The organism is Flavobacterium pasteuri (assembly GCF_048286615.1).
Classification (GTDB): domain Bacteria; phylum Bacteroidota; class Bacteroidia; order Flavobacteriales; family Flavobacteriaceae; genus Flavobacterium.
The window spans coordinates 40904-65477 of the sequence record NZ_JBLVPN010000007.1 but is presented as its reverse complement, the minus strand read 5'-3'; the positions used below and the strand labels follow the sequence as shown (position 1 = coordinate 65477).

Sequence of the window (24574 nt, the reverse complement as noted above, 5' to 3'; positions counted from 1 at the left end):
CTACAGGAATATTTCTTGATACTGGATATTGTTTCGGTGACTAACATAATTAAATTAAAAATTAGCAAATTCAATTTTAATGAAAGTCTTTTGTAATGGGAGACTTTTAATTTTAAAACTTTATTATATGAAATCAATTACGCTTTTTTTTATCTCTGTAACTAATGTCTTCTAACCAGTTTTAACAATGATGTGTACAGAAAGAATAGCACAAAACCAATTCCCAAAGCCACATAAATTTTGTCCATGTTATCTTTTCATTCTTTACGCCTTTTGTTCCCAAACAGCTTAAAGCTAGAAGAATTATGGCAAATAATTTGGTGTATAGCGAGTGTGAAAACAAACCAGCAGTTCTATGGATATTGCGCAATATCTTATTGATGACTTCCAGTGTCCAACCTCTTTCAAGAAAAAAAACATAACAGAACCAGTAAAAGTTCATCAGAACAATCAGTATACTTACTGCTCTCATAAATACCATAATCTTGGCTAAACCTCTTAAATCGTCTTCTCCCTGCATTTTCTAATTATTAAATCTTTCGGGTGTTAATTTAAATGCAGTGCAGCTTGGCTATAAAATAGTGGCGGGCATTAGCGGTGCGTGACAACGCTTGGCGTTAAGTCGTTCCAATAAGGTTCAGATTTTATAATGATTTTTTATTAAATTTATACTCTTGAAAATTTTTTGGGTTATCTCATCAATTTGATAATCAATATTAAAGGGGAATAATATGAATTGGAATAATCCTGATGCTGATCCGGGAGAAAGTGAAGATGAATATATAGCTCGGAAAAGAGAAGAAAGTGATTCTGCTACTGGACTAATGTTTGTGGTCGTTGGGGGTTTTATTTTCGCCTTAAAAATAGCTGCTATTTTCGGTATGTTTTTTTATGCAGGATTTTTACTGTCTCAAAAGTTCTGGGGAGAAGAAACCGACAAATTTAAAATTTTGGGTTTCTCCCTATTATTTACCTACCTTATTTTCTGCATTATTTATTTCTTTAAAGGAGCTGTAATTGGCTTGCAGGCAAAGAATAAGAAGTTATGGATATTACCGTGGGTAATCTGTGTATTAATATGCTGTATTATTCCCGCATTTATAGTAAAATCATTTGTTACTGGTATGTTCAATCTGACAGAACGACAAAGTATATTGTGTATTGGATTGAGTTGGGGAGCATTTATACTTTTTTCATTATATCTCTATGGTATTTATCAGTTCAAGACACCAACTGTTCCGAAGATTTTGTACTGGAGCTATGCATTGGGATTGAAAGTGACTTTATAATCAGGACTTCATAATAAACGTAAAACCTACTGACCTCTCTTACGTCTTCTTTTCTTCTTCATTTTATTGGTAAAGTCCTGTTCTTCGTAATCTTCTCCTTGTGGTTCAGGCAACAGTCCCCCAAAACTTTCCATGATACTAGTTTCATTTGTGCTGAAAGCGGGGACTTCTTTGTTTATGAAATCGAATAATTCATGGGGCTTTTCGGCTGGTAGATCTTCTATAAAGTTGTGCCGGGGTATTTTTGAAGGTAGCTCGTTAAGCCTTTTTATCTCCGGTTTAATTGTAAGGTTCCAATAGTCGTTAAATGCATTAGCTGCAAATTCTTTTCCTAAACGGGAGCCATTCCAAACGGTTCTGGAATTATGGTCGATAAACGTAATGCCATAAATACGTCCTGTATCATTTCTACGAACAATTACATTAACTCCCTGTTCCGCTAATTGCTTCTTAAAGTTCTTTTCATCATTTGTCGATTGGAAGGCAATTTCAATCGAAGCTTTGATGGTTAGTTTTGCTGTCTGGTTTTTTAAGGCTTCCTTGGATTCTTCAAAATGTAAGGCTAAAGCCTGAAGCCCAGCATTTTTACCGAATAGGGAAGCCTTGAGCGGATGCCCAGCTTTTTCTCCTTTTTCATTTAAAGGAAAGTATAATAAGCCTTGCTTGATTTTTGCTTGCAGTTCGCCCTCTATTTTTTCAGTGGTAATATTGAATAGGGAAAGCAAAGCATTATACTCCCCCACCGTCTGGAATTTATAATACTTAGGCAGATACCGGACAACCGAAGCAATCTGGCTTTTTATATCTCCTGTGTGATAATTAACGGGACGAAAAATCTTGTCATTCTGCCGATGTCCTTTCTCCGTAGCCGCTAGTAATTCATATTTGTTTTCGAGTTCACGGCATACATTCATAGACCGTCTTTTTTCAAACGTATCCGAAATTTTTTTACCTTCTTCATCCACACAAACCGATACAATATGAATATGGGTACGGTCAATATCCGTGTGCTTGAATACTACAAAAGGCTGTTCCCCATAACCCAGCTCCTGCATATAATCCTGAGCCATCAGTTTGAACTTTTCATCACTTACATTATCCTTCGGGTCAGGATTGAGTGAAATATGCAAAATTGGTTTTTCAGTATTGCGGTTGGCTATCAGATAAGGTTCGAAAGATTGGGTTAATTGGCTAGCAGAATAACGACCGTGAGGTGCCTCTATTATTCTATTGGTAAACAGAATTTGTCCGTTTTCTTTCTCCACTTTGAGCTGATTGTATGCCAAAGCGCCGTATAAATTGCTCCCTCTTCCGATTTTTGCTATCATTTCAATGCTATTTTTTCAAATGATTTGCTTCAAATTCTTCTGTGAGCTGAATGATTTTTTGACATAATACTGCCATTGCAGCCGTTTGTTTTTCCAATTTGTAGAGATAAGCTGCCGCTTTTTTTTCCGAAAAATTGCGGTACAACAGCTTTACGACCTGATTATAATTAACGCCAATGGAACGGAACTGACTGTGAAAAGAGGTTAACCTCATATAAAAATCCAACACAGCTTTGTCTATTTTGACCGTTTTAATCTCTTTTCCAAACAGTACGGAAATGATAAATTTTGCTTTATTGACCATTCCCGATGCTTCAAAAAGCGATAATAATTTTGCGTTTTCTTCGTCCGTAAGGCGAAAAACGTGGCGGTTAATACTGGGATTGCTCTTGGGCGTCCGTCCGCCTTTATTCTGTTTTCTGTTACTGTTTTCGTTCATCACTAATCCATTTTTAACTTTAGCAAAAAGCCTGACTTCGGAAGGCTTTTCAGCCCCCAGCAGGGAAAGTTGTTTTCAGGCACGAACTCAGTTTCGAGTGCCTCAAAACACAACTTGCCGTGTTCTGGTGAACACAAAAATCCGCCCTTCGGGACGGATTAAATAAAGCAGGGATAAACGGCTTCGGGCCGTTCACTTTCTTACTTGATATTTCATAATATTTTTGCATAAGTCCGTTAATAAAAATCACTTTACAAAGTAAACTCCTCTTCAGTAGAGCATTGAGCTGTGTTGCAGTGCCAAACAGTGCCAATGAACGCCAATTCGTTCCACCTTTGAATAAGGACGTATATATCTGCATTTCTTTGTACCTGCAAGCGGATGTAAACAGATAACTATGTTGGTATGTAGTTACTTATTTATGTATGTAGTCACTTGTGTGTGTAAAAGCGTCCGGATGTGGATAGATGCAGTTGAGGATATGAAATCATATAGTTATATATGTGCATATTTACAGACTTGGGTTTGCATATAACTAGGTCTGATGATACAAACCTATATGTATAGGTGCCTAAAAATAGAGGTACATATGTTAGTATTCAAGCAGAGCAATACCTGTTTAAATGACCACATAGCTTTCTACAAAACTGCATATGTATTGGCAATAGCAGATAAGTATCTACCAACGCAACGATATAAGTAAATAATTAAATACAGTTAAAAATGAAAACAGAACACAAAACAGTATTCATTGCTTTTTCTTCCCAAAAGGGAGGTGTAGGCAAAACCACCTTTACGGCACTTGTGGCCAGTACGCTACATTATCGCTTGGGCTACAATGTAGCCGTATTCGATGCCGATTTTCCACAACATAGTTTAATGAAAATGAAGACCCGTGATTTGGCTATGGTGATGGAAAATGAATTTTTAAAAAGGGTGGCATTCAAACAATTTACAACCATTAACAAAAAAGCTTATCCAATCATTCAACATAAAGCTGAAGGTGTACTGGAAGCTGCGCATGATTTTTTAGAATCCATTTCTTTTCCGGTTGATTTTATCTTTTTTGATCTTCCGGGTACAGTAAACACTCCCGGTATTTTGAAAGCTCTGGCGGGGATGCACCATATTTTCACACCTATCATAGCAGATCGTGTAGTTATGGAAAGTACGCTCATTTTTACCCAGCTGATGAAGGATGTTATTATGAAAAAAGGAGAAACCTCCATTGAAACCATTAACCTGTTTTGGAATCAGGTAGATGGTCGTGAACGCTCGCCCTTGTATGAGGTTTATAATAAATTGATTGATGAGTTGGGATTAAGTCTGATGCAATGCCTTATCATGAACAGCACACGTTTCCGCAAGGAGAGCGAAGCCGGTGCCAAGACCGTTTTTCGTTCAACTTTAATGCCTCCCGATGAACGTTTGATGAAAGCTTGCCGCTTAGACCAGTTTATGACGGAATTTTTAAGAATCGTTCAATTATAATAGTATGGAAAAAGACAATAAGAAAAAAGCTATTCCTGAAATCAACGAAGAGCTAATGATGAATTTAATGGTAGATGGAGTAAAAATGGAAGGGTTGCAACTTCCGCCGGAAGAACCCGAAGCTCCTATGAAACCGTTACAGGAAAAGCCTTTAGCGGAGGAACGGAACAAAGGCAAAAAAGCAAATGATCAGGACTACATAAGTATATTTTTTAAAAGGCCTGGTACCAATGCCCGTGATGGCAAAACTGTATATATCCGACCTGATTTTCATGAGAAACTGTCGCGTATAGTACAGGTAATAGGTGAAGATAAGATAACCATTTACGCCTACTTAGACAATCTTCTCGAATATCATTTTCAGGAGTTCGGTGAGCAGATTACCACAAGCTTCAACGATAAGTACAAACCTATTTTATAATTATGGAAACAGTAATCGTTATATGCCTACTCATTGTTATTGCCCTGTTGTTGGAGGATAAGATTATCATCAGGAAAGGGGAGGAGCAAAAACCAACGCAGGAAAGACCGAATCCGAAACTACCTGATATTATGGGGCAACCCAAACCGATGAGAAGCCTTCCAGTGCCAAAGAGTGCCACTGAAAGCCAGATTAAAGAGCAGGAACAGGAAATAGATAATTTTGATGTTGAAATCGACGAAGAAGATATCGATATGCAAATTCCGCAGGAAGAACTGGACGAGGTTTTTGGGAATATGCCTGATTTGGAGGAAGAGGAAGAAGAATGGAACAGGTATGGAATATCTAGTGGGGATAACGGTTTTGCCCAAGGGGTTACCTTTGAAGAACTTAGCTCCGTGGGGATGCTGCTGCAAAAAGAAAAATTGGAGCCATCTCAAAAGGAAACAGCAGTTGCTATAGTTCAGAAAATACAAGGAACCGAATTATTCACCTTACTGGAGAATTCTATGGAAAGTGCTTCCCGTAAAATAGCTGAGCTATTAGACGGGAGCTTTTCTTCTGAAACGGATCCTGCTTCTTCCATTTTGCGGAAAAAGGAATTGGAGGATTTTGATATTGGGGAGTTTGTGTAGAATCCCCAATGTTTTTTAGAATCTCAAATTATAATTTTATTTATACAACGTCAAATTTTAAGTATTTCTCTATTCCATAAACTACTTCAAAATTATACTCTGCATAAATGCTACTATTCTCATTCTTGAAAATACTTCTCAGGGTTTCATTATCATAAGTGAAATGAAATTTATATTTAGAATTTATTGTACGCCTTTTATTTTTTAATATTCTTGCAATACATTCTTTAGAAGGTAAATTATGTTTGTTTTCTCCATTAACACTGAATAAATAATTCTCACATTTAATTATGTCATAAAGAGCATCATTGTTATTACTCTTACTACCATGGTGTGTTACTTTGACCCATTCACATTCTAATTCATTTGCAGGATTAAATCCTATATTATTTAATGATTTTACTACATCATTTGGATGAGAATCTGCCAACCAAAGAAATTTTTTATTATTAAATTCTGTAAGTACAGAGATACTACTTCCATTTTCAACCGAAACATCTTCTTTCCATTTATCCAAAGTAAAATCGCTGATGAGCATTTTGTAGTCGTTTTGTTGTGGTGCTACTGCGTAACTTATTTTTTCATCTTCTTCTCTTTCAAATGATTTTGTGCTATCTAAAGGATATTTTAACCTTAAGTTATCTAATTTTTGAGGAGATGGTGACAAAATCGTTATTTTTAATCCAAACAATTCAACTGGTTCCATTGAATTTGTAATGTCAATATTTAATAACTTATTATTCGATTTTAAGTACTCATATAATATATCTCCTTGTCCAATACTGGCAAATTTACTTGCACTCTTTGTTGATGGATTGAAATCATAAACTCTTGGTGGATTATAAAAATACTGATTTACGATTTCTTTATATTCACCATCATTAATAGTATCAATATACTTTATTATTCCACCAATATGATCATCGTGAATATGTGAGATAATCCATATATCAATTTGTTCTCCTCTATTTGTGATTTCTTGAATTTCTTTCTCTAATACATAACGAAAAGTCCTTTCATAACCTGCATCAATAAAAATATTATGATATTTATTATCAGTGCCAAGATACCTTAAGCTTGCAGCATCGCCACATTCAGCTTGAAAAAATTTAATTTCCATATTTTAAAAACTTTCTTCTTCAAAAGATTTAATTTGACCTTTAATAATGCCATTTTCAAAATAATAAACACCGCTTAACTCCTTATGAAAATTAGTATGTCTACTTGATTGATAAGACATTTTTTCACCTAGTACTGTCCAAATTATATCTAAATTATTTACATCCAAAAACTTTAAAAATTCTTTCTTTTTTATCATTAGACCTTTATAGTTTTTGTTGGTCACGATTATTTCATTTAATTCATTTTTAAATTGTCCATCAATTGGTGCATATTGAAGATTCATTCCTTTAAATATTGTCTCACAAGGCATATCATAACTAAAATGAGCATCTGATTTATCATCACTCATTTCTCCAACAGCATTTGAAGAGGCAATTATAAGCTTAAAGTTGGTATCACGAATTATCTCCCATTTATTTTCTTTATCACTATCTAAATATGCAGGTGACCAAAATTTCTCTCTATTTATTAATTTACTATAATCACTACTTTCTGGCATCCAATTTCCCCAGAAATTTTGATAAACAAGCCAATTTAGTATTTTATTCTTATCTTTTTTATTTATTAAATAACCTTGAATTTTATAAAATATCTCTTTATGTTGAACATCATATTTATCTTCGCCAATTGGTTTTGGTTCATTCCAAGAAACAAATTTTTTCAAAAAAAGCCAACTTTCATTATTTTTAGAGTCATTTTTCTCAAGAATATCTTTTACTATTGGCAAATCATCTAGTTTTTCAATCCATTCAGAATTAGTTTGATTCCAATATTTATAATCTAAATCTTCCCACCATTCTTTTTTTTCGCTCAAAATTCCTAAATCATCTTTTTCTTCATTTTCCTCTGGATTTTTTAAAGTAAAAGCAGGATCTATATCTCGAATATAAATTTGCCAAGGACCTTTGAAAAATTCATATTTTTTATCACTACTCCAACTAAATTTATTTAGTTTATAGTTATCCGAAATCATAGCTAAAATTTCAAAAAAAGCGATTCTTTGATATTTTTTTCCAATTCGCTCAATAGTATTTTCGCTTCTTGAAGTATAACGTGAAATTGAATCATCATATTGACCGTGAATTTTTGCATTAAACCCAAGTTTAAATACTCTATCTATAATCCAATATTTGAAAGAATTAATATCACTTTTATTTAATTTCCAATCTGCAGATATATATTTTGCTTCTAAAAATGGAATTACTTTTTCCAACAAATACAGTTTTTCGTTAGAATCAAAAATATCATCAATAAAATTCAACATTTTATTTAAAAAATCATCAATACTTTTTAATTGAGATTTGTGTTTATCTTCACCATATTTATATGTGAAAAGAGACTTATTTTTATTTATTGAAGCTTTTGTTTTTAAAATTTCAATTATTGTTCGTAAAAACTTCTTTTTACTATTATTTAATGATTTATAAAATGAATTATATTCTATTTCAAACGTAAAACTTGTTGGGGCAAAGTCATCTAAACAACCATCAATATGCTTACTAAAATCACCATAACCTGTTACTGAATGGTATATTCTATTGTTAGTTAATCTATAATCTTTTTTAGATTTAGGGTCATCATATGGAACGCTATATTTTAATACTTCTTCCTTAGAAGGCAGTCTGTTGGGTAGCTTACTTTTAAATGGAGGTCTTATTAAACTTATGTCAATTTTTAGTTTAGGATTTTTATATAAAGCATATTCTATCGTATTTCTTGCATAATCCCTTAATAAAATATGATTTGGAGGTATTCCTTTTTTGAAAATATAATTATAAATAACTAAAGCAATTTTATTGATCGAATCTACGTTTTCAGTTCTTAAAACACATCCATAGGCTATAGCATACAGTCTTTCAGATATGTATAAATCATCAATGTTTTTGAATACTTTTAAAATAGATATTAGTGCATCAGGTTGTTGCTCTAAAAGATTAACCATTGCTTTGGTAGTTTGGTCCCGTAATTTAATATTGGTAGAGGATAAAATCCAAGTTAGTGTTTGAGCAGTTAATCTAGTTGTTTCAGAATCTAACTTGTTAGAAATATCTGGTGTCCAAGCCCAATCAATTAAGCGACGAATGGGATAACCATTTTCATTGTCATCATAACTACTAAAATATCGTAAATGCTGTTGCCAAAAGCTATCTCTCACTGGCATTTTATAACTCTTCAATATTCTAAACAATCTATCACTATTAAATGGATGCCCTTTAATAGTTGATAATTCAATCAACTTATAAAAATAGTCATCGTCAGAAACTCTAAAATATTCTCCTCTGAACCAATTTACAAGTTTTTCATTATCTATGCTTTCAATCTTTCGCCAATTTAAGCTGTCTAGTAAAAAGCTATTTAATACTTCTATGATGTGTGATTTATGAAATTTATCAATTTCGTCATTCTCAAAATACCAATTATAAACTTCAAATATTTCTAACTTGAATTTTTCTGGTAACAAAATCGAAAAAGCTTCGAGAATACCTTCATTATACCAATATCCGTTTCTATCGCTAATTAATTTTCCAAACTTATTTTCTTTTTTAAAACTATTTATGACATCATCTGAATTACTAAAGTTCTTTAATAAATTTTCGGCAATATAAAAATCTCCAAATCGTTGGTATGCAAAATATATTACTTCTTCTTGCTGATTTGTTTTATAGTTTGTTTGTGGATTTGTTATGAATATACTTTCTTCTATTAAATCATTTAATAAAAGTTTGTGGTCTGGAAATTCTGTTTTTAGCAATTGTCTAACATCTTTGAGTAGTAAAGAGTTATTTTCATTATTGTAGTTTGCAAATGCTACTTTGTGAATTGCGTCTAAAACAACATTACAATATTTATACTCATCGCGTTTGTTTTGAAACTTACGATTTATTGAATCAATATAAACTTGAAAAATACTACTTACTCCTTGGAAACCCTGCGGAAATGTTTTTTCGGGTGTGTCTTTAATTGTATCACAGATTAATTGCAAAAACAACGGTTTTGTAAATTCAGGTGCTAATATTGGAAAGTTAGGTTGTTTTAGTCCGTGAAATTCGCAGAATAATTTAAGAGCTGCATATTCATTGCCTTTAAATCCTTCGTGAGTTTTAAAAGTTATTTTAGCATCTTTTCTAACATTCTCCGGAATTACAAAATCTAAATAGGTTGTTCTAATGGTTAAAACTAAGCCAAGAAAAGGATAGTTGCTAAATTCATTAATAAAACTTGCAATTCGAGAATTCCATAAATCCGCGCCTGCTCCTTCATTTATTGCATCAACTAAAAGTAAAACCCTTGAGCCAACTTGTTTTCCTATATTATTTAAAGTTGCTAATAATTGTTTATTTGTACAATTAACAGATAAATTGGATTTAGTGTTTTCCCAAATATCTTTGGAATTATTAAATTGCTGGCCAAGTAATAAAACGGTTGGCAAACTCCTTTTTAATCTAGTTTTTGCAATATCTCCCAATAAATGTGATTTCCCATTTCCAGCATCTCCTTTAATTATTAAGTAAGGATTATTGGCAAGATTAACATTTATCTTATTTGAAAGATCATTAATAAAATCATTATTACATTGTTTTATTTCTCTTAATCTGCTTGTTTCTTGCTCATAAGGAGTTCGATAAGTATGATCTTGTTTGACATTTTTATTTTTTTCCTCTTCCTCCCTTCTCAATTTATAGACTTCTTGAGATTTATCGTCAATACAATCATTGAGTTTTTCTAAACTTTCCAAAAGCCATTCTACATTAATCTTTTGAGTAATTGAATTTTCTAATTTTTTAATCCAGGTAATAGTTTTCTGCTTGACAGTTTCATATTCTGTCTCAATTTTATTAAGATGAATATTATCATTTAATTGTCTATAACCTCTTTCTACAATCCATTTATCAACGATATTTAAAAATCTTTTGAAGAAATAATCATCTTTTGCAATATCATTGAAAATTTTAGCAATTGGTAATTGAAAATTCAAGTCTTCATTAAATCTAGGACCTAAATCTTTTATAGAGTTTTGAATATGCTTACTAAAAAACTCAGATGTTAATCCGTAATTTCCAAAATATCCAAAAGTTATACTTGGTAGATATTGTTTATTTAACAATTCGTTAATTATTTCAATATATTGGCAATAGATAACTTTCCCTTTTTCTTCAGGTCTGAATCTAGTGAAAATCCCATATAAATAAATTTCGTCTTCAGCTATTATATAAATTGGACTCCCAGAAAAGCCCTCAATTGAATATTTTGAATAGTCTTCATGTAGTTGTAATTGAAATTGATTATCTATACCGTGCACCCAAGTTGGGTATAAAGTTGCAAGTTCTTTTCCATAAGTAGCGTTTGGAAACCCTTTAGTTATGAAATTACTATAATTGCTTCTTTCTTTTACAGGTGAAATTTTTGGAATTATACCAATAATATTTTCAACTTCTTTTTTATCTAAAATTAAAACAGCGACATCTTTAGTTATATCGGTAAATAATAATTCTCTACTTACTTGTACTTTGATAGTCTCATATTCTGTAGAATCTGATTTTAGAATGTCTATGCAGATTTCATTTCTTATGTCTTTGAATGTATCTCCATCTACGAATAGGCAATGTGAAGCAGTTAGTACGTAAACTTTGTCCTTAAAGTTATCTTGAAAATGTAAAACACCACTTCCTATATAATTATTGTTTGAATATTCTTTAAGTCTTACTGTAATTTTTGTAATTATTCTATCTAAGGATGTTTCTAACATAAGATTTCAATTATGAACAATAGGGAAAGCTTGTGAATTGTCCTTTTTAATTTATTATTTGTTCTATTTTCTTCATCAACATTTGAAATAGTTCTTCTCTAATTAACAATCTTTCATCATGCTGTATTGCATATTGCGATTTAAAATATAACATTATTGATTACTCAAATTTAGTGATTTTTACTATCACAAAGTAAATTATAAAGTCTTCTTCTGCCAAACAACTCCACATAAGGACAACTTATTAAACTGCAACTGTTTCCAAATGATATTTGTTCCGTACTCCTGTAAAGTACAGGAACAAAGAACAATTTAATTTTTTCAAATCATGGAAAAACAAAGAAAAAAAGTTTTGCTGTCAGCAATGGTAATGCTGACAGGTTTGGGTGCGATGGCACAGGGAGACGGTTCAGCTGGTATCACCGAAGCCACTCAAATGGTTACATCCTATTTCGATCCTGCCACACAACTCATCTATGCTATTGGAGCCGTGGTAGGTCTCATTGGAGGGGTTAAAGTGTACGGCAAGTTCAGTAGCGGAGATCCCGACACAAGCAAGACTGCAGCAAGCTGGTTCGGTGCCTGTATCTTCTTGATTGTTGCGGCTACCATTTTGCGTTCATTCTTCCTTTAATCCCTTGCCTTATGAATTACAATATCAACAAAGGCATCGGAAGAACAGTAGAATTTAAGGGCCTGAAAGCACAATACCTGTTCATATTCGCAGGCGGACTGCTAGGAACGCTTATTCTGGTCATGATACTTTACATGGCCGGCGTCAATTCCTACATCTGCCTATTTCTTGGAACTGGTGGTGCTTCGCTGATAGTATGGCAGACCTTTTCACTGAACAAAAAATATGGAGAACATGGTCTGATGAAAATCGGTGCAAGAAAAAGGCATCCTCGTTACATCATCTGTCGCAAGCCTGTACATCGCTATTTAAAGTTCACCCCTAAATCGAATGCCGTATGAGGAATGTAGCCAAGACCACTACGTTGGAAAAGAAGTTTCCCTTACTAGCGCTGGAAAACAACTGTATCCTGTCAAAGGATGCAGACATTACTGCCTGTTTTGAAGTGCGTTTACCGGAACTGTTTACGGTGGCTTCTGCGGAATATGAAGCCATTCATTCTGCTTGGCACAAAGCCATCAAGACGTTGCCAGATTATACAGTTATCCATAAACAGGACTGGTATATCAAGGAAAATTATGCACCCGATATTGCGGATGATGGTTTGAGTTTTTTGGGCAAATCCTACCAACAGCATTTTAACGAACGTCCTTTTCTTAACCATTATTGCTACCTGTTCCTGACCAAAACCACTAAGGAAAGAATGCGTACGCAGAGTAATTTTTCATCGCTTTGTAAAGGTGCTCTCATACCAAAAGAAATCAGGGATAAGGAAGCGATTCATCGTTTTATGGAAGCGGTTGCACAGTTTGAGCGTATTATAAATGACAGCGGATTTATCGGGTTACGACGCCTAACGGAAGAAGACATCATCGGTACGGATGAAAAACAAGGATTATTGGAACAGTATCTAACGCTGTCAAGGGAAGCCGGAACACCAATGCAGGATATAGCAATCGGAGCCGAAGAAGTGCGCGTTGGTAACAAAAGATTGTGCCTGCACACTTTATCCGATACGGACGATCTGCCTTCAACTGTATCAGCAGATACCCGTTATGAAAAACTATCTACCGACCGGAGTGACAGCCGTTTGTCGTTTGCTGCTCCAGTGGGCTTGCTCTTAAATTGCAATCATATCTACAACCAATATCTGTTTTTGGATAACAGCGAAGACAACCTACAAAAGTTTGAGAAGTCCGCAAGGAATATGCACTCACTGGCTCGATACAGTCGTGCCAACCAGATCAATAAAGAATGGATAGAGCGGTACCTGAACGAAGCACACAGTTTTGGACTGTCGTCCATCAGGGCACACTTTAACGTTATGGCTTGGTCGGATGACCCTAGCGAATTCAAACAGCTAAAGAATGATAGCGGTAGTGCTTTGGCACTGATGGAATGCAAACCCCGCCATAATACCACCGATGTGGCTACGCTCTACTGGGCAGGAATGCCTGGAAATGCTGGAGATTTTCCAAGTGAAGAAAGCTTTTACACGTTCATTGAACCCGCTTTGTGCTTCTTCACTGAAGAAACCAATTATCATAATTCGCCATCACCATTTGGTATCAAGATGGCAGACCGTCTGACTGGAAAACCTATCCATCTTGACATTTCCGACCTGCCGATGAAGCGAGGTATTATCACGAACCGAAACAAGTTTATATTGGGTCCTTCGGGAAGCGGTAAATCTTTCTTTACCAACCACATGGTTAGGCAATACTACGAGCAAGGCGCACACGTTCTGCTGGTAGATACGGGTAACTCGTATCAGGGATTATGTGAACTTATCAAAGGAAAAACCAAAGGCGAAGACGGGGTTTACTTCACTTACACAGAAGACAATCCCATTGCCTTCAATCCATTCTATACCGATGATGGCGTGTTCGACATAGAGAAAAGAGAAAGTGTCAAAACCCTGATACTTACACTTTGGAAACGTGACGATGAACCGCCGACCCGTTCCGAAGAAGTGGCATTATCCAATGCGGTAAGTGGCTATATAGAGCGTATCAAACAGGATGATGTATATCCTTCTTTCAATGGTTTCTATAATTACGTGCAGGGCGATTATCGTAAGGTACTACACGAAAAACAGGTCAGGGAAAAAGACTTTGACATCGCTAATTTTTTGAACGTACTGGAACCTTATTACAAAGGAGGTGAATACGATTACCTGCTCAATTCTGATAAACAGCTAGACCTGCTTTCCAAACGCTTCATTGTGTTTGAAATTGATGCAATCAAAGACCATAAGATCCTATTCCCAATAGTGACCATCATCATCATGGAGGTGTTCATTAACAAGATGAGAAGATTGAAAGGTATTCGTAAACTCATTCTGATTGAAGAGGCTTGGAAAGCTATTGCTAAAGAGGGAATGGCAGAATATATAAAGTATCTCTTTAAAACAGTTAGGAAGTTTTTCGGAGAAGCCATCGTAGTAACGCAAGAGGTAGATGACATCATCCAATCACCCATTGTCAAGGAAAGTATCATCAACAATTCCGATTGTAAAATCCTGCTCGACCAGCGCAAGTACATGAACAAGTTTGATGACATACAGGCAATGCTTGGCTTGACTGATAAAGAAAAGGCCCAGGTACTTTCCATCAATATGAACAATGACCCATCACGGTTGTACAAGGAAGTTTGGATTGGTTTGGGTGGAACCCATTCGGCTGTATATGCCACAGAAGTGTCGGTTGAAGAATATCTAGCTTACACCACCGAAGAAACAGAGAAAATGGAAGTGATGCGGCTTGCTGGTGAACTGGGCGGAAATGTCGAGCAGGCCATCAAGCGGATAGCCCTGCAAAGAAGAGAAAAGTAAAACAATTATTAATCATTTAAAGATCGAAAAACAATGAAAAAAATACTATTCATGGTGTATGCAGCTCTAATGTTGGCTGCAGCACCATCCGCAAAAGCCCAATGGGTCGTTACGGATCCCACAAATCTGGCTCAGGGAATTGTTAACAGTGCCAATGAAATGGTACAGACTTCATCCACGGTATCCAATGTCATTAAAAATTTCAAGGAAGTGGAAAAGGTATATAAACAGGGCAAAGAATACTATGATAAGTTGCAAGCTGTCAATAATTTGGTAAAAGATGCCCGTAAGGTGCAGCAGACAGTACTGCTGGTTGGCGATGTTTCCGAAATGTATGTTCAGAATTTTGGCAAGATGATGAACGACCCCAATTTTTCTGCTCAAGAATTAATAGCTATCGCCAATGGTTATGCAGCACTACTTAACGAAAGTACCGAACTGCTGAAAGAACTAAAGCAGATTGTAAGTTCTTCCAGTTTGTCATTGAATGACAAAGAACGTATGGATATTATTGAACGTGTGTACAAAGAAGTGAAGGAATACCATAGCCTTGTACGCTATTACACGAACAAAAATATATCAGTAAGTTTTCTAAGGGCAAAAAAGCAGAACAATACTAAAAGAGTATTCGAACTCTACGGAACAGCTAACCAAAAATACTGGTAAGTTATGGAATTTAATAATCTTCACGAGGTTCTGCGCTCCTTGTACGATGAGATGATGCCACTCTCCGCCGATATGGCGGCAGTGGCTAAAGGAGTGGCTGGTCTGGGAGCCTTATTCTATGTAGCTATTAAGGTATGGCAGGCACTAAGCCGGGCAGAGCCTATTGATATGTATCCTTTGCTCCGTCCTTTTGCATTGGGTCTTTGTATTATGTTCTTCCCGACCATGGTACTTGGAACCATCAATGCTGTGTTAAGCCCAGTGGTACAGGGGACACATGCCATTCTAGAAAAGCAGGTGCTTGACCTGAACGACCTGCAGACAAAAAAAGACCTGTTGGAACGGGAAGCCATGCTTCGAAATCCTGAAAACGCTTATTTGGTATCGGACGAAGAGTTCGATAAAAAACTGGAAGAACTGGGTTGGTCGCCATCTGATCTGGTCACGATGTCGGGCATGTATATGGAAAGAGGGATGCACAGCATTGAGCAGTCCGTAAAGAACTGGTCCAGGGAATTGCTGGAAATTTTATTTCAGGCAGCTGCTCTGGTAATTGACACCATACGTACTTTCTTTTTGATTGTGCTGTCTATTTTGGGTCCGATAGCTTTTGCTATATCGGTTTGGGATGGTTTTCAATCCACACTTTCGCAATGGCTTACCCGATACGTTAGTGTATATCTATGGCTACCCGTTGCCGACCTGTTCAGCTGCATGCTTGCTAAGATACAATCTCTGATTATAGAAAGGGATATCGAAATGCTTGCTGACCCGACTTTCATTCCCGATACGTCAAATACCGTGTATGTGATTTTTATGATCATTGGCATTGTGGGATATTTTACTATCCCAACCGTGACAGGCTGGATTATTCAGGCTGGTGGGGCAGGGAATTTTACTCGTAATGTAAACCAAACCGCAATGAAAGCCGGAAATATTGCTGGAGCCGGAGCCGGCTCGGCAGCCGGAAATATCGGCGGGCAATTACTCAAATAATGTAGAACGATTAATCAGTTAAAAATGGAATTTAAAACGCTAAGAAATATCGAAAACAGTTTTCGCCAAATCAGGTTGTACGCTCTTGTATTTGCTGTTCTCTGCATCAGTGTTACAGGATATGCAGTATGGCAATCCTTCCGCTTTGCGGAAGAACAACGCCAGAAGATCTATGTACTGGACAATGGCAAATCACTGATGCTGGCACTTGCACAGGATGCATCCATCAACCGTCCGGTCGAAGCAAGGGAACACGTAAGACGTTTTCACGAACTGTTCTTTACGCTGGCTCCCGATAAGAATGCTATCGAAAGTAATATGAGCCGGGCGTTTAACCTTGCCGATAAAAGTGCTTTTGATTATTACAAAGACCTTTCGGAAAAGGGATATTACAATCGTATTATATCGGGCAACGTACAGCAACGTATCGAAGTAGATAGTGTGGTCTGCAATTTCGACACCTATCCCTATTCGGTACGTACCTATGCCAGACAGTTCATCATCCGTTCCAGTAATGTGACCAAACGTAATCTGGTTACTTCCTGTTTTCTTGTGAACTCTGTCCGTTCGGACAATAACCCGCAGGGCTTCAATATCGAAAAGTTTACTGTTGTGGAAAACAAAGATATAGAGGTCATTGAACGGTAAAAACGCAGGATATGAAAAAATTACGAACTGATATGGACAAGTGGTTTGAGAAACTGGATGAACGTTGGCGAACACTGCCTTTAAGAAAACAGCACAAGTACACGCTTTACTTTTTTGCGGGGTATCTGTTGCTTAGCGCAGGGGTTATTTTCAAAGTATGGTATGATACCGGCAAGTCCAATAACGATATGGTTATCGAGCATATCGAAAACCCTGTTCTCAAAAAGAAAGGAAGTCCTGCACTCTTGCAGGATACAGTATCAACAATTTTAAAAAATAAGATTTATGAAAGAAAATGAGAATAAAAAAACGGTTGTTCGGGTAACGGAAGGTAACCCGAAAGAAACCGAAGATGTATTGCAAAACAGTACACAGAACAAAGCCCAAAAGCTTAAAAAACCGCTCATATTCGGTTTGATGGGTGTTGTGTTCTTCGGCTGTATGTACTTGATATTTAAACCGTCTTCCGAGAAAAAGGAAATCGATAAAATCGGACTGAACGAGGTCGTACCTCAGGCTACCGGTGCAGGAATGCCTGCCGATAAGGGTAAGGCATACGAGGAGGAAATGCTGGAACGTAAGAATCAGGAAAAACGGAACGCTCTCACATCTCTTTCTGATTACTGGAATGCAGACGAAAAGGTAGAAGCGGAGGAGGAGCTGCCTAAAGAGGAAGAAAGCTACAGCAGTGCCAACGGATCTGGAAAACAAAGTAATCCTGCTTTGAACAGTTACCGCAATGTGCAAAGCACATTAGGTTCTTTCTATAAGGACGATAATTCTGAAACGCAGGAACTCCGCAAGCAATTGGAGGAATTAAAGGGAAAACTGGCTGAGAAAGACGTTCCTGCGGGAGTATCGGTAGATAACCAATTGGCATTGATGGAGAAATCCTATCAGATGGCTGCAAAATATCTTCCTTCAGGTACAAATATGGGAGAAGTTGTACCTGCCAATGGTGCTGTTTCTAAGTCGACTTCGTCTACACAAAAAGAGCAGTTTGTGGCATTCACTTCTACAAGAAAGAACACCGTATCCACCTTGTACCGTGAGCCTACCGATAGTGCCTTTTTAGCAGATTGGAGCCAAAACAAGAACAGCCGTTTTTATACTGCCAGTGCTTTAGAACAAGTGGTACAACCCAAAAACAGTATTAAAGCCTGTGTACAGGAAACGCAGACCATTATCGGTGAAACTGGAGTACGCTTACGGTTACTGGAACCCGCCCAAACGCCTAATCGTAGCATTCCCAAAGGAACAATTTTAACGGCTAATGCCAAACTTGAGGGAGGGCGTTTACAGCTCAAAGTTACTTCCATAGAACTGGACGGAAATATCCTCCCAGTTGATATTACGATTTATGATCTGGACGGTCAGCAGGGTTTGTATGTGCCCTATTCGCATGAAATGAATGCCCTTACTGAAATGGCTGGCAATATGAGCCAGCAATCCGGGACGAGCCTGATGCTTACCCAATCGGCAGGACAACAGGTTGCCGCTGATTTGAGCCGTGGTGTAGTACAGGGCATTTCGGGCTATTTCTCCAAAAAAGTGAAGACACCGAAAGTTACCTTAAAGGCAGGGCATCAACTGTTCCTTGTTTCCATAAAATAATGTTAAACATAAATAGAATTAAACAATGAAAAATTACTTAAAAACCTTTTGGGCATTTGCCATGATCATTGGCTTTGCCGTATCCTCTTTTGCACAGGACAGTGCAAAAATTCCTCTTGCTTTGGGTAAGATAGAACCGTACTTTATGGAAGTTACTTATGACAAGACTTCGCATCTGATTTTTCCGACCGCTATCCGCTACGTGGATCTGGGCAGTGAATACCTGATTGCGGGAAAAGCAGAAGATGCGGACAATGTACTTCGTGTAAAAGCATCGGTAAAAGAATTTGAACCGGAAACCAATTTTTCGGTAATTACCAATGACGGCCATTTTTACAGCTTCAATGTGCATTACAGCTCATCCCCGGAGGTGTTGAGCTATGACCTGCTAACAATGCAAAAGACAGTGGACAAGGCTAATGGAAGTGATGTGCTTTTTGAAGAGTTGGGCAACAACTCACCATCTCTGGCAGGCTTGTTACTGGAAACAATTTACAAAAACGACAATCGAATTGTAAAGCATATCGGGGCGAAAAGTTTCGGCATACAGTTTATCCTGAAAGGAATTTACATCCATAATGGTAAATACTATTTCTATACGGAACTCGCAAACCGTACCAATGTTCCTTTCCAGATTGATTTTATCAATTTCAAGGTAGTGGATAAAAAGATTACCAAGCGAACCGTGGTACAGGAAAGACCAATGATACCGCTAAGAACTTACAAGCCACTGGGTGAGATTGGCGGAAAAATAACAGAACAAAATGTGTTCTTGTTGGACCAGTTTACCATTGCCGATGACAAGGTGTTATTGATTGAGATTTTCGAGAAGAATGGGGGCAGACATCAAACACTTCAGGTAGAAAATTCCGATTTGATTAAGGCTCGTTTGATTAACGATATGCACCTGAAATTTTAGTAATCTATTAAACGTAATAACAGAAAAATGAAAAAGTATATTTATACGATGATGTTTGTTCTTATAGGCATCACTATTGCACAGGCACAACGAATGCTGCCTAAACAGAAAGGACTGGAAGTAAACACAGGAACCTTATCCGATGACTATCCCGGCAGGAACTACTACCTCAATATCGGTATGATCGTAAACGGTAAAAATGGCAATTATCAGCTTTGGGTATTGGAATATACGTACCAGTATGATGAGTATAAAAATTTCCGTTTACCACAGGAAACCTATACAGTCGAAGGTGGTTACAGTTTCTTCCTGCTGGGGGATGCCCGTAAGAACATTACACTGAATGCAGCAATAGCTGGTGTGTTGGGTTATGAAAGCATTAACCGTGGCGAAGCTTTGTTGTATGACGGGGCAAAAATACTGACTGAGGACAATTTCATTTACGGGGCAGGCGGACGGCTGTCTTTTGAAACATACTTGTCCGACCGTTTTGTGTTGACTCTTCAGGGTCGCACAAAAGTTTTGTGGGGTACGGATCTGGAACAATTCCGACCTTCAGCCGGTCTGGGATTGAGGATTAACTTTTAAAATATAAAACAATGATAACATTTTTTAATAAATTCAGAATTGGCATACTGCCAATGTATGTATTGTTGGCAATCCTGATAAATTCTGTTTCATCCTGTAGCAAAGACGAACTGGAAATACAAAATGATTTCCCTTTTGAGGTAAAGGTGATGCCTGTACCCAAAGAGATTGCTAATGGCAATTCCGTGGAGATTAGGCTGACGATACAGCCAACCGGCAATTACAGTAACACACAATACTTTATTCGTTACTTCCAATCTGATGGACAAGGAACTTTGAAGTATTACGATGAACCGCCGTATCTGCCCAACGATTTGTATCCGTTGCGGGCTAAGCAATTCAGGTTGTATTATACTTCGGGCTCCACCGTCTCCCAATCCTTTGATGTATGGATTTCGGATAATTTCGGGAACGAAAGGCAGTTGAGCTTTGAGTTTAACAGTAGCGATTAACTGCCAGGTATTCGTTTACGTTTATATTATAAACATTCGCATTTAATCACAACCCGAAGTTGAGCTTCGGGTTGTTTCATTTAATGTTTTCCAGACGGATCTATAATACAAACATTGGATAACTCCATAAACCTTGCTATCTTTAAATAAAATATAGAAAAAAACTTCACTAAAGAGGATATTATTTCAGTGATAAAGTAATTTAACTGCATTCCTATGAAAGATGTAATAGCACGTACCAATAGATTTTATATCGAAATGTCCCGAAAAGTACTCTCTGAAAAGGAATATGATGTATTGCAGAAGCTCCTGATAGAAAAAATGACACTACAGGAAGTGGCGTCCATTTATGGGGTCACTGGTGAAAACGTCCGCCAAATTTTCGAAAGAACATATAAAAAAGTAAAAAGCGTAACGGAGTTACTTGCTGAAATTGATGACTATAAGCAAAAATTACAACAGTTAAAATACGACTTTAAATGCGAGACCCAGCAAATCAAAAAAAGGAAAAGTAAAACTGAAATTGAAATTGACCAGCATAAGTTACTAATTGCAAGCCATTTCCCTTTCAGTAAAAGAATGTATAGCATGTTCGAGGTTTTGGATATTGATACCATAGGGCAATTAGCTGAAATACCTCTGAAAAGTTTTGGGTGTTTCAGGCGATTTAAAGGACAGTGCAAAAAAGAACTAATTGCATTTATAGAATTTGAAAACATTGAACATCTTTTTGAAGGCTTTTCTGTTTGGAAAACACAGCCAATAGAGTAATTAGCAATGGTAGAAAATCCAATTTTAATATTGCGGTCTTCTTTTGCTTCTTTGCTTTGACCGCTGCTGTGGAAAGAAAAGAAGTCCCCTAAAACAACGAAAGGGATAATGAATATCCCTTAGAAATTAGATTGCAACCTGTTTGGTAAAATATGAGAGAGAAATTTAAGGATTGACATATATTTTAGCAAAGTGGTTGCACCGATTAGGCGCAAAAAGACTATCCCGACCATAGGAGGGAGTGTCTTTTTGCTGCCCGATTTTGACTTTCAGGCTACTTTTATGGGGTGGGTACGAAAGTCTTTCAGATTGTGGAAAAAGCCTCTGTACGGTGTCATACCATATCGAAACAAGCTCCATAAAAGCGAACAGCCCATTTGTGTTAAAGAGGAATTGATAAACAAATCCTGTTTCTCCAAAGCTTCCGCTAAACTGCAACTCGGTGTGTCGTCTTCTTGTTCGGACTGCTTCAATAATTCTCCAAATTCTTCCGTAATCATTGGCAGACTTGCCACCGTTTCATATTTTTCCGAACTGGGTTGGCGAATATTTCCTATGGTGGATAGTAACACTTGCCCTGTATGCTGGCTGTTACCAAAATCCAACCAATATTTCGGTTCGTCCCTGTAGTGTCTGCGGTTACAAATTTCTTTCAGAATTTCGGCAACTCCAAACCTCGCCTGTACATTATCCGCGCAGGTAATGTAAATAGTTGCCTGTGCTTCTTCGGGTATTCTGCCCAATCTGTCCTTTTCAAACTTTGCGGTTTCGGCTTTCCAATTTGTCCCTGAAAAGCGGTTGGCACGATTGATGAGTGCAACGGATTTGTACAAGCCAGTTTCACTTTCTGCAAAACGCTGTCTTCCTAAATTGGCATTGGTCACAATATCATCATCCCACAAACGCACCTGTAACCCTGCGTGTTCCAATTCGATTAAGCTATGGTTTATTTCCATTAAAGCGGTCAAAACTTTTGAACCTGTGCCACCTGCACCGATTAAGTTTACCGCAATGGGATTGTTTGGGCTTATCAGATAGTTATCTGTAAAATGTACTTTTTGTTTCTCGGTATTCATCACAAAAGATTTTTAAGGGTTTTGTTGTTCTTTTTCAATACATCTTTAGGAAAGGCTTCGCCTGTTTCAATCAGTTTTTTCCAAAGGCTTACGCAGTTCCCTTTTATGGGATTTTGTTTTCCTAATAAATGGCTGAAATAGCTGTTAAAAAAGTAGTCTTCCCAAGCATCGGTAAATTCCTCTACACAAGCAGAATTTTTAATGTCTATACTTACAGTTCCCATACATACTTTACCATCTTCATAAATGTTGAAGAAAGGAGCAAAATACAATGGTGTATTTTCTGTTGGTCTTCTGTCAGTAGTAAGAGCAAATACGGCAAGGCTGTTTTTACTAGCATACCAAAGCATTGACGGTACAGACGCTTTGCCGTTGGGAATGCCCAAGCCGTTTACAAAATATAATTGCTGTTCCTGTGCATTGGTGTACCAAAGTACAGTGCCTTTTTCGCTCGGATTAATATGCAGTATATTGGTCGGCAAAATTCCTTTTGGTTTTAAAAAGGCTTTGTCCTTTTCTTTATCGGTGTGCAAAGCCTTTGCCAATATTTTGGCTTCATTTACGGTCAATGGATGGGCATTGATAGGGTTTCCATTTTTGTTCATATCAAAATGCTCCACGTACATATCGGTATTAGTTCCTTTGGTTTGGTAAAAAACCAATGCAGATTTTGGATGGTAAAGCGTTCCAAAATTATCGGTTATGTCGTTTACGTTGCTCATTTTCTTGTTGTTTTATAATCATATAGTAGTGTGCATAGTTCGTCCAAAAGGGCAAACAGGCGGTTCTCAAAATCAAGATTGGTTTGTGTTATATTGCTTCCGTCAAAGTATTTACAAATCGTTGGTTCTTCCATTGCTCCATACTCGTTAAACTCATTGTTAATATTATCGGCAAGTCTCTCATACAGCCAACCTGTAGTATCAGCTATAAACGAGATGTATTTTTCCATTCCAATAGTTTCGGATTCGTTTTCATCAGTATAGGGGTCTTCCTCGGGTCTTGGTGCGTTTCGGAAAATGCTCTCGTGTGGATATTGTGAATAAAGGGCAAAGGCATCGCAAGCGACTTTTTGGCATTCCTGGTCGAATGTATCACGGCTTTTAAAGCGGTTAAAACGCTGTTCAAATACCTGTAAATTGATGCGATTGAATAGTTTTTGTTCAATTCGTTCGCCTATCCATTCGGCTTTTTTAATCTCTGCAATACAGTTATCCGTTTCTTCGGTATAATCATCTTGTTCCACGCAATCATTCATCATTTCGTACATCCAATACAGATAGCTGTTTTCCTGACTGTAATACGGTATATTAACAATATGGTACAGATAACTGCAAACCGAAACAAGCAATTGAGCCGTCTTTTTGCGCTTTGGTTCATGGAGCATTAAAAAGAGTGGCACAATTGGAATATAGTACAGGGTTGTACCCATGCTGTATCGTTCTTCGCTCGTAAAAAATGTTTTCTTACTATCCTGTACCAAACGTAAATTATCCCAATTGACATTGTTTTGTTTTAATTTGGTTTCAGCATCCCACATAGCCAAAGCCATATTGTAGGGATAGCCATAATCATGCGTTTGTAATGGTTCAATGTCGTAATGTTCTGCAAGTTGGGAAAGGGACTTGTAAAAATCCCTCTCCGTTTTTGCTGTTTTCTTGCAAGGCTGTGTGGATTGCACTGTTTTCAGTTTAGGCAGAAACGCACACTTTAGAAAACCATTGGTAGCATTGCTATCGGTACGGATTTCTGCTTGTCTTTCCGTACTTCGTTTGTGTCTTTGGTTCTCTGCATCCAATTTGCGAACTCGCCCAATTGTTGGTGCAGTTGTCGTTGTATTTTCTGTTTGGGTATGCTGATAGTTCCCGATAGGATATTGTGTTGCATAGTTCATCATTTTTGATT

The 24574-nt window shown here is 36.9% G+C and carries 23 protein-coding genes and 1 pseudogene; 16 read left to right on the top strand and 8 right to left on the bottom strand.

Translation table 11 applies throughout. The features are described 5' to 3' along the window. Positions 1 to 176: 176 nt before the first annotated feature. A pseudogene (locus ACNQF6_RS11530) lies at positions 177 to 520 on the bottom strand (YWFCY domain-containing protein); the annotation flags it as partial. 211 nt (positions 521 to 731) lie between these two features. On the opposite strand from ACNQF6_RS11530, the gene ACNQF6_RS11525 reads away from it, so the two are divergent. Further along, positions 732 to 1289, top strand: a complete 558-nt coding sequence (locus ACNQF6_RS11525; RefSeq protein WP_417966011.1) for a hypothetical protein — start codon at positions 732 to 734, stop codon at positions 1287 to 1289. A 26-nt stretch (positions 1290 to 1315) separates the two neighbouring features. On the opposite strand, the gene mobB is transcribed toward ACNQF6_RS11525, so the two are convergent. After that, positions 1316 to 2617 (bottom strand): conjugal transfer protein MobB, encoded by a 1302-nt coding sequence (gene mobB, locus ACNQF6_RS11520; RefSeq protein ID WP_417966009.1) that lies wholly within the window; start codon positions 2615 to 2617, stop codon positions 1316 to 1318. Between the two features lie 7 nt (positions 2618 to 2624). Beyond that, entirely contained in the window at positions 2625 to 3056 is a 432-nt protein-coding gene (gene mobA, locus ACNQF6_RS11515) for a conjugal transfer protein MobA (RefSeq protein WP_417966208.1), read from the bottom strand. Positions 3057 to 3779: 723 nt separating this feature from the next. Here mobA and ACNQF6_RS11510 point away from each other — a divergent pair. From ACNQF6_RS11510 to ACNQF6_RS11500, 3 genes are read left to right on the top strand one after another with little or no spacing between them, the layout of a single operon-like run. After that, positions 3780 to 4547: a ParA family protein gene (locus tag ACNQF6_RS11510; RefSeq protein ID WP_072944024.1), complete on the top strand. Its 768-nt coding sequence runs from the start codon at positions 3780 to 3782 to the stop codon at positions 4545 to 4547. 4 nt (positions 4548 to 4551) lie between these two features. After that, entirely contained in the window at positions 4552 to 4968 is a 417-nt protein-coding gene (locus ACNQF6_RS11505; RefSeq protein ID WP_417966007.1) for a DUF3408 domain-containing protein, read from the top strand. Between the two features lie 50 nt (positions 4969 to 5018). Beyond that, the gene (locus ACNQF6_RS11500; protein ID WP_470303391.1) at positions 5019 to 5603 is read left to right on the top strand and encodes a conjugal transfer protein TraD; all 585 of its coding nucleotides are present in this window, start codon (positions 5019 to 5021) and stop codon (positions 5601 to 5603) included. Positions 5604 to 5643: 40 nt separating this feature from the next. Here the strand turns inward: ACNQF6_RS11500 and ACNQF6_RS11495 are convergent, their stop codons facing one another. Further along, complete coding sequence (locus ACNQF6_RS11495; protein ID WP_417966003.1) at positions 5644 to 6723, bottom strand: MBL fold metallo-hydrolase; 1080 nt, start codon at positions 6721 to 6723, stop codon at positions 5644 to 5646. Between the two features lie 3 nt (positions 6724 to 6726). Beyond that, positions 6727 to 11472 carry an AVAST type 2 anti-phage system protein Avs2 gene (gene avs2 / locus ACNQF6_RS11490; RefSeq protein ID WP_417966001.1) on the bottom strand — a complete coding sequence of 1582 codons (4746 nt, stop codon included), beginning with the start codon at positions 11470 to 11472 and terminating at the stop codon, positions 6727 to 6729. Between the two features lie 328 nt (positions 11473 to 11800). Here avs2 and ACNQF6_RS11485 point away from each other — a divergent pair, with 328 nt between their 5' ends. From ACNQF6_RS11485 to ACNQF6_RS11430, 12 genes are all read left to right on the top strand, one after another. Next, positions 11801 to 12106 carry a DUF4134 domain-containing protein gene (locus ACNQF6_RS11485; RefSeq protein WP_131993822.1) on the top strand — a complete coding sequence of 102 codons (306 nt, stop codon included), beginning with the start codon at positions 11801 to 11803 and terminating at the stop codon, positions 12104 to 12106. A gap of 11 nt (positions 12107 to 12117) precedes the next feature. Then, complete coding sequence (locus ACNQF6_RS11480; protein WP_131910816.1) at positions 12118 to 12447, top strand: DUF4133 domain-containing protein; 330 nt, start codon at positions 12118 to 12120, stop codon at positions 12445 to 12447. Beyond that, positions 12444 to 14939 (top strand): TraG family conjugative transposon ATPase, encoded by a 2496-nt coding sequence (locus tag ACNQF6_RS11475; protein ID WP_417965999.1) that lies wholly within the window; start codon positions 12444 to 12446, stop codon positions 14937 to 14939. The genes ACNQF6_RS11480 and ACNQF6_RS11475 overlap by 4 nt, the downstream gene beginning before the upstream one ends. 33 nt (positions 14940 to 14972) lie before the next feature. Next, positions 14973 to 15605, top strand: a complete 633-nt coding sequence (locus tag ACNQF6_RS11470) for a DUF4141 domain-containing protein (RefSeq protein WP_417965997.1) — start codon at positions 14973 to 14975, stop codon at positions 15603 to 15605. Positions 15606 to 15608: 3 nt separating this feature from the next. Then, on the top strand, positions 15609 to 16601 hold the full coding sequence (gene traJ / locus ACNQF6_RS11465; protein WP_417965995.1) for a conjugative transposon protein TraJ: 993 nt from the start codon (positions 15609 to 15611) through the stop codon (positions 16599 to 16601). 24 nt (positions 16602 to 16625) lie between these two features. Beyond that, positions 16626 to 17249, top strand: coding sequence for a conjugative transposon protein TraK (gene traK / locus ACNQF6_RS11460; protein WP_417965993.1), 624 nt, complete (start codon positions 16626 to 16628; stop codon positions 17247 to 17249). Between the two features lie 11 nt (positions 17250 to 17260). Then, complete coding sequence (locus ACNQF6_RS11455) at positions 17261 to 17548, top strand: nitrogen regulatory IIA protein (protein WP_417965991.1); 288 nt, start codon at positions 17261 to 17263, stop codon at positions 17546 to 17548. Beyond that, the gene (gene traM / locus ACNQF6_RS11450) at positions 17535 to 18863 is read left to right on the top strand and encodes a conjugative transposon protein TraM (RefSeq protein WP_417965989.1); all 1329 of its coding nucleotides are present in this window, start codon (positions 17535 to 17537) and stop codon (positions 18861 to 18863) included. The genes ACNQF6_RS11455 and traM overlap by 14 nt, the downstream gene beginning before the upstream one ends. A gap of 25 nt (positions 18864 to 18888) precedes the next feature. Further along, the gene (gene traN, locus ACNQF6_RS11445; protein WP_417965987.1) at positions 18889 to 19782 is read left to right on the top strand and encodes a conjugative transposon protein TraN; all 894 of its coding nucleotides are present in this window, start codon (positions 18889 to 18891) and stop codon (positions 19780 to 19782) included. Between the two features lie 27 nt (positions 19783 to 19809). Further along, positions 19810 to 20370, top strand: a complete 561-nt coding sequence (locus ACNQF6_RS11440; RefSeq protein WP_417965985.1) for a conjugal transfer protein TraO — start codon at positions 19810 to 19812, stop codon at positions 20368 to 20370. An 11-nt stretch (positions 20371 to 20381) separates the two neighbouring features. After that, entirely contained in the window at positions 20382 to 20822 is a 441-nt protein-coding gene (locus ACNQF6_RS11435; RefSeq protein ID WP_417965983.1) for a DUF3872 domain-containing protein, read from the top strand. A gap of 216 nt (positions 20823 to 21038) precedes the next feature. Further along, positions 21039 to 21593 (top strand): sigma factor-like helix-turn-helix DNA-binding protein, encoded by a 555-nt coding sequence (locus ACNQF6_RS11430; RefSeq protein ID WP_131908971.1) that lies wholly within the window; start codon positions 21039 to 21041, stop codon positions 21591 to 21593. Between the two features lie 269 nt (positions 21594 to 21862). On the opposite strand, the gene ACNQF6_RS11425 is transcribed toward ACNQF6_RS11430, so the two are convergent. Genes ACNQF6_RS11425 through ACNQF6_RS11415 form a run of 3 tightly spaced genes read right to left on the bottom strand, consistent with a single transcriptional unit; the run spans position 21863 to position 24566 of the window. Then, positions 21863 to 22669: a PRTRC system ThiF family protein gene (locus tag ACNQF6_RS11425; RefSeq protein WP_417965981.1), complete on the bottom strand. Its 807-nt coding sequence runs from the start codon at positions 22667 to 22669 to the stop codon at positions 21863 to 21865. Continuing rightward, the gene (locus ACNQF6_RS11420; RefSeq protein ID WP_417965979.1) at positions 22669 to 23391 is read right to left on the bottom strand and encodes a PRTRC system protein B; all 723 of its coding nucleotides are present in this window, start codon (positions 23389 to 23391) and stop codon (positions 22669 to 22671) included. The genes ACNQF6_RS11425 and ACNQF6_RS11420 overlap by 1 nt, the downstream gene beginning before the upstream one ends. Next, on the bottom strand, positions 23388 to 24566 hold the full coding sequence (locus tag ACNQF6_RS11415) for a hypothetical protein (protein ID WP_470303390.1): 1179 nt from the start codon (positions 24564 to 24566) through the stop codon (positions 23388 to 23390). The genes ACNQF6_RS11420 and ACNQF6_RS11415 overlap by 4 nt, the downstream gene beginning before the upstream one ends. Positions 24567 to 24574: the final 8 nt, after the last annotated feature.

What these genes read in the sequence shown, in the direction of transcription:
- ACNQF6_RS11525 (WP_417966011.1), top strand. Translation starts at nt 732, where the DNA reads ATGAATTGGAATAATCCTGATGCTGATCCGGGAGAAAGTGAAGATGAA.
- mobB (WP_417966009.1), bottom strand. Translation starts at nt 2,617, where the DNA reads ATGATAGCAAAAATCGGAAGAGGGAGCAATTTATACGGCGCTTTGGCA.
- mobA (WP_417966208.1), bottom strand. Translation starts at nt 3,056, where the DNA reads ATGAACGAAAACAGTAACAGAAAACAGAATAAAGGCGGACGGACGCCC.
- ACNQF6_RS11510 (WP_072944024.1), top strand. Translation starts at nt 3,780, where the DNA reads ATGAAAACAGAACACAAAACAGTATTCATTGCTTTTTCTTCCCAAAAG.
- ACNQF6_RS11505 (WP_417966007.1), top strand. Translation starts at nt 4,552, where the DNA reads ATGGAAAAAGACAATAAGAAAAAAGCTATTCCTGAAATCAACGAAGAG.
- ACNQF6_RS11495 (WP_417966003.1), bottom strand. Translation starts at nt 6,723, where the DNA reads ATGGAAATTAAATTTTTTCAAGCTGAATGTGGCGATGCTGCAAGCTTA.
- avs2 (WP_417966001.1), bottom strand. Translation starts at nt 11,472, where the DNA reads ATGTTAGAAACATCCTTAGATAGAATAATTACAAAAATTACAGTAAGA.
- ACNQF6_RS11485 (WP_131993822.1), top strand. Translation starts at nt 11,801, where the DNA reads ATGGAAAAACAAAGAAAAAAAGTTTTGCTGTCAGCAATGGTAATGCTG.
- ACNQF6_RS11480 (WP_131910816.1), top strand. Translation starts at nt 12,118, where the DNA reads ATGAATTACAATATCAACAAAGGCATCGGAAGAACAGTAGAATTTAAG.
- ACNQF6_RS11475 (WP_417965999.1), top strand. Translation starts at nt 12,444, where the DNA reads ATGAGGAATGTAGCCAAGACCACTACGTTGGAAAAGAAGTTTCCCTTA.
- ACNQF6_RS11470 (WP_417965997.1), top strand. Translation starts at nt 14,973, where the DNA reads ATGAAAAAAATACTATTCATGGTGTATGCAGCTCTAATGTTGGCTGCA.
- traJ (WP_417965995.1), top strand. Translation starts at nt 15,609, where the DNA reads ATGGAATTTAATAATCTTCACGAGGTTCTGCGCTCCTTGTACGATGAG.
- traK (WP_417965993.1), top strand. Translation starts at nt 16,626, where the DNA reads ATGGAATTTAAAACGCTAAGAAATATCGAAAACAGTTTTCGCCAAATC.
- ACNQF6_RS11455 (WP_417965991.1), top strand. Translation starts at nt 17,261, where the DNA reads ATGAAAAAATTACGAACTGATATGGACAAGTGGTTTGAGAAACTGGAT.
- traM (WP_417965989.1), top strand. Translation starts at nt 17,535, where the DNA reads ATGAAAGAAAATGAGAATAAAAAAACGGTTGTTCGGGTAACGGAAGGT.
- traN (WP_417965987.1), top strand. Translation starts at nt 18,889, where the DNA reads ATGAAAAATTACTTAAAAACCTTTTGGGCATTTGCCATGATCATTGGC.
- ACNQF6_RS11440 (WP_417965985.1), top strand. Translation starts at nt 19,810, where the DNA reads ATGAAAAAGTATATTTATACGATGATGTTTGTTCTTATAGGCATCACT.
- ACNQF6_RS11435 (WP_417965983.1), top strand. Translation starts at nt 20,382, where the DNA reads ATGATAACATTTTTTAATAAATTCAGAATTGGCATACTGCCAATGTAT.
- ACNQF6_RS11430 (WP_131908971.1), top strand. Translation starts at nt 21,039, where the DNA reads ATGAAAGATGTAATAGCACGTACCAATAGATTTTATATCGAAATGTCC.
- ACNQF6_RS11425 (WP_417965981.1), bottom strand. Translation starts at nt 22,669, where the DNA reads ATGAATACCGAGAAACAAAAAGTACATTTTACAGATAACTATCTGATA.
- ACNQF6_RS11420 (WP_417965979.1), bottom strand. Translation starts at nt 23,391, where the DNA reads ATGAGCAACGTAAACGACATAACCGATAATTTTGGAACGCTTTACCAT.
- ACNQF6_RS11415 (WP_470303390.1), bottom strand. Translation starts at nt 24,566, where the DNA reads ATGATGAACTATGCAACACAATATCCTATCGGGAACTATCAGCATACC.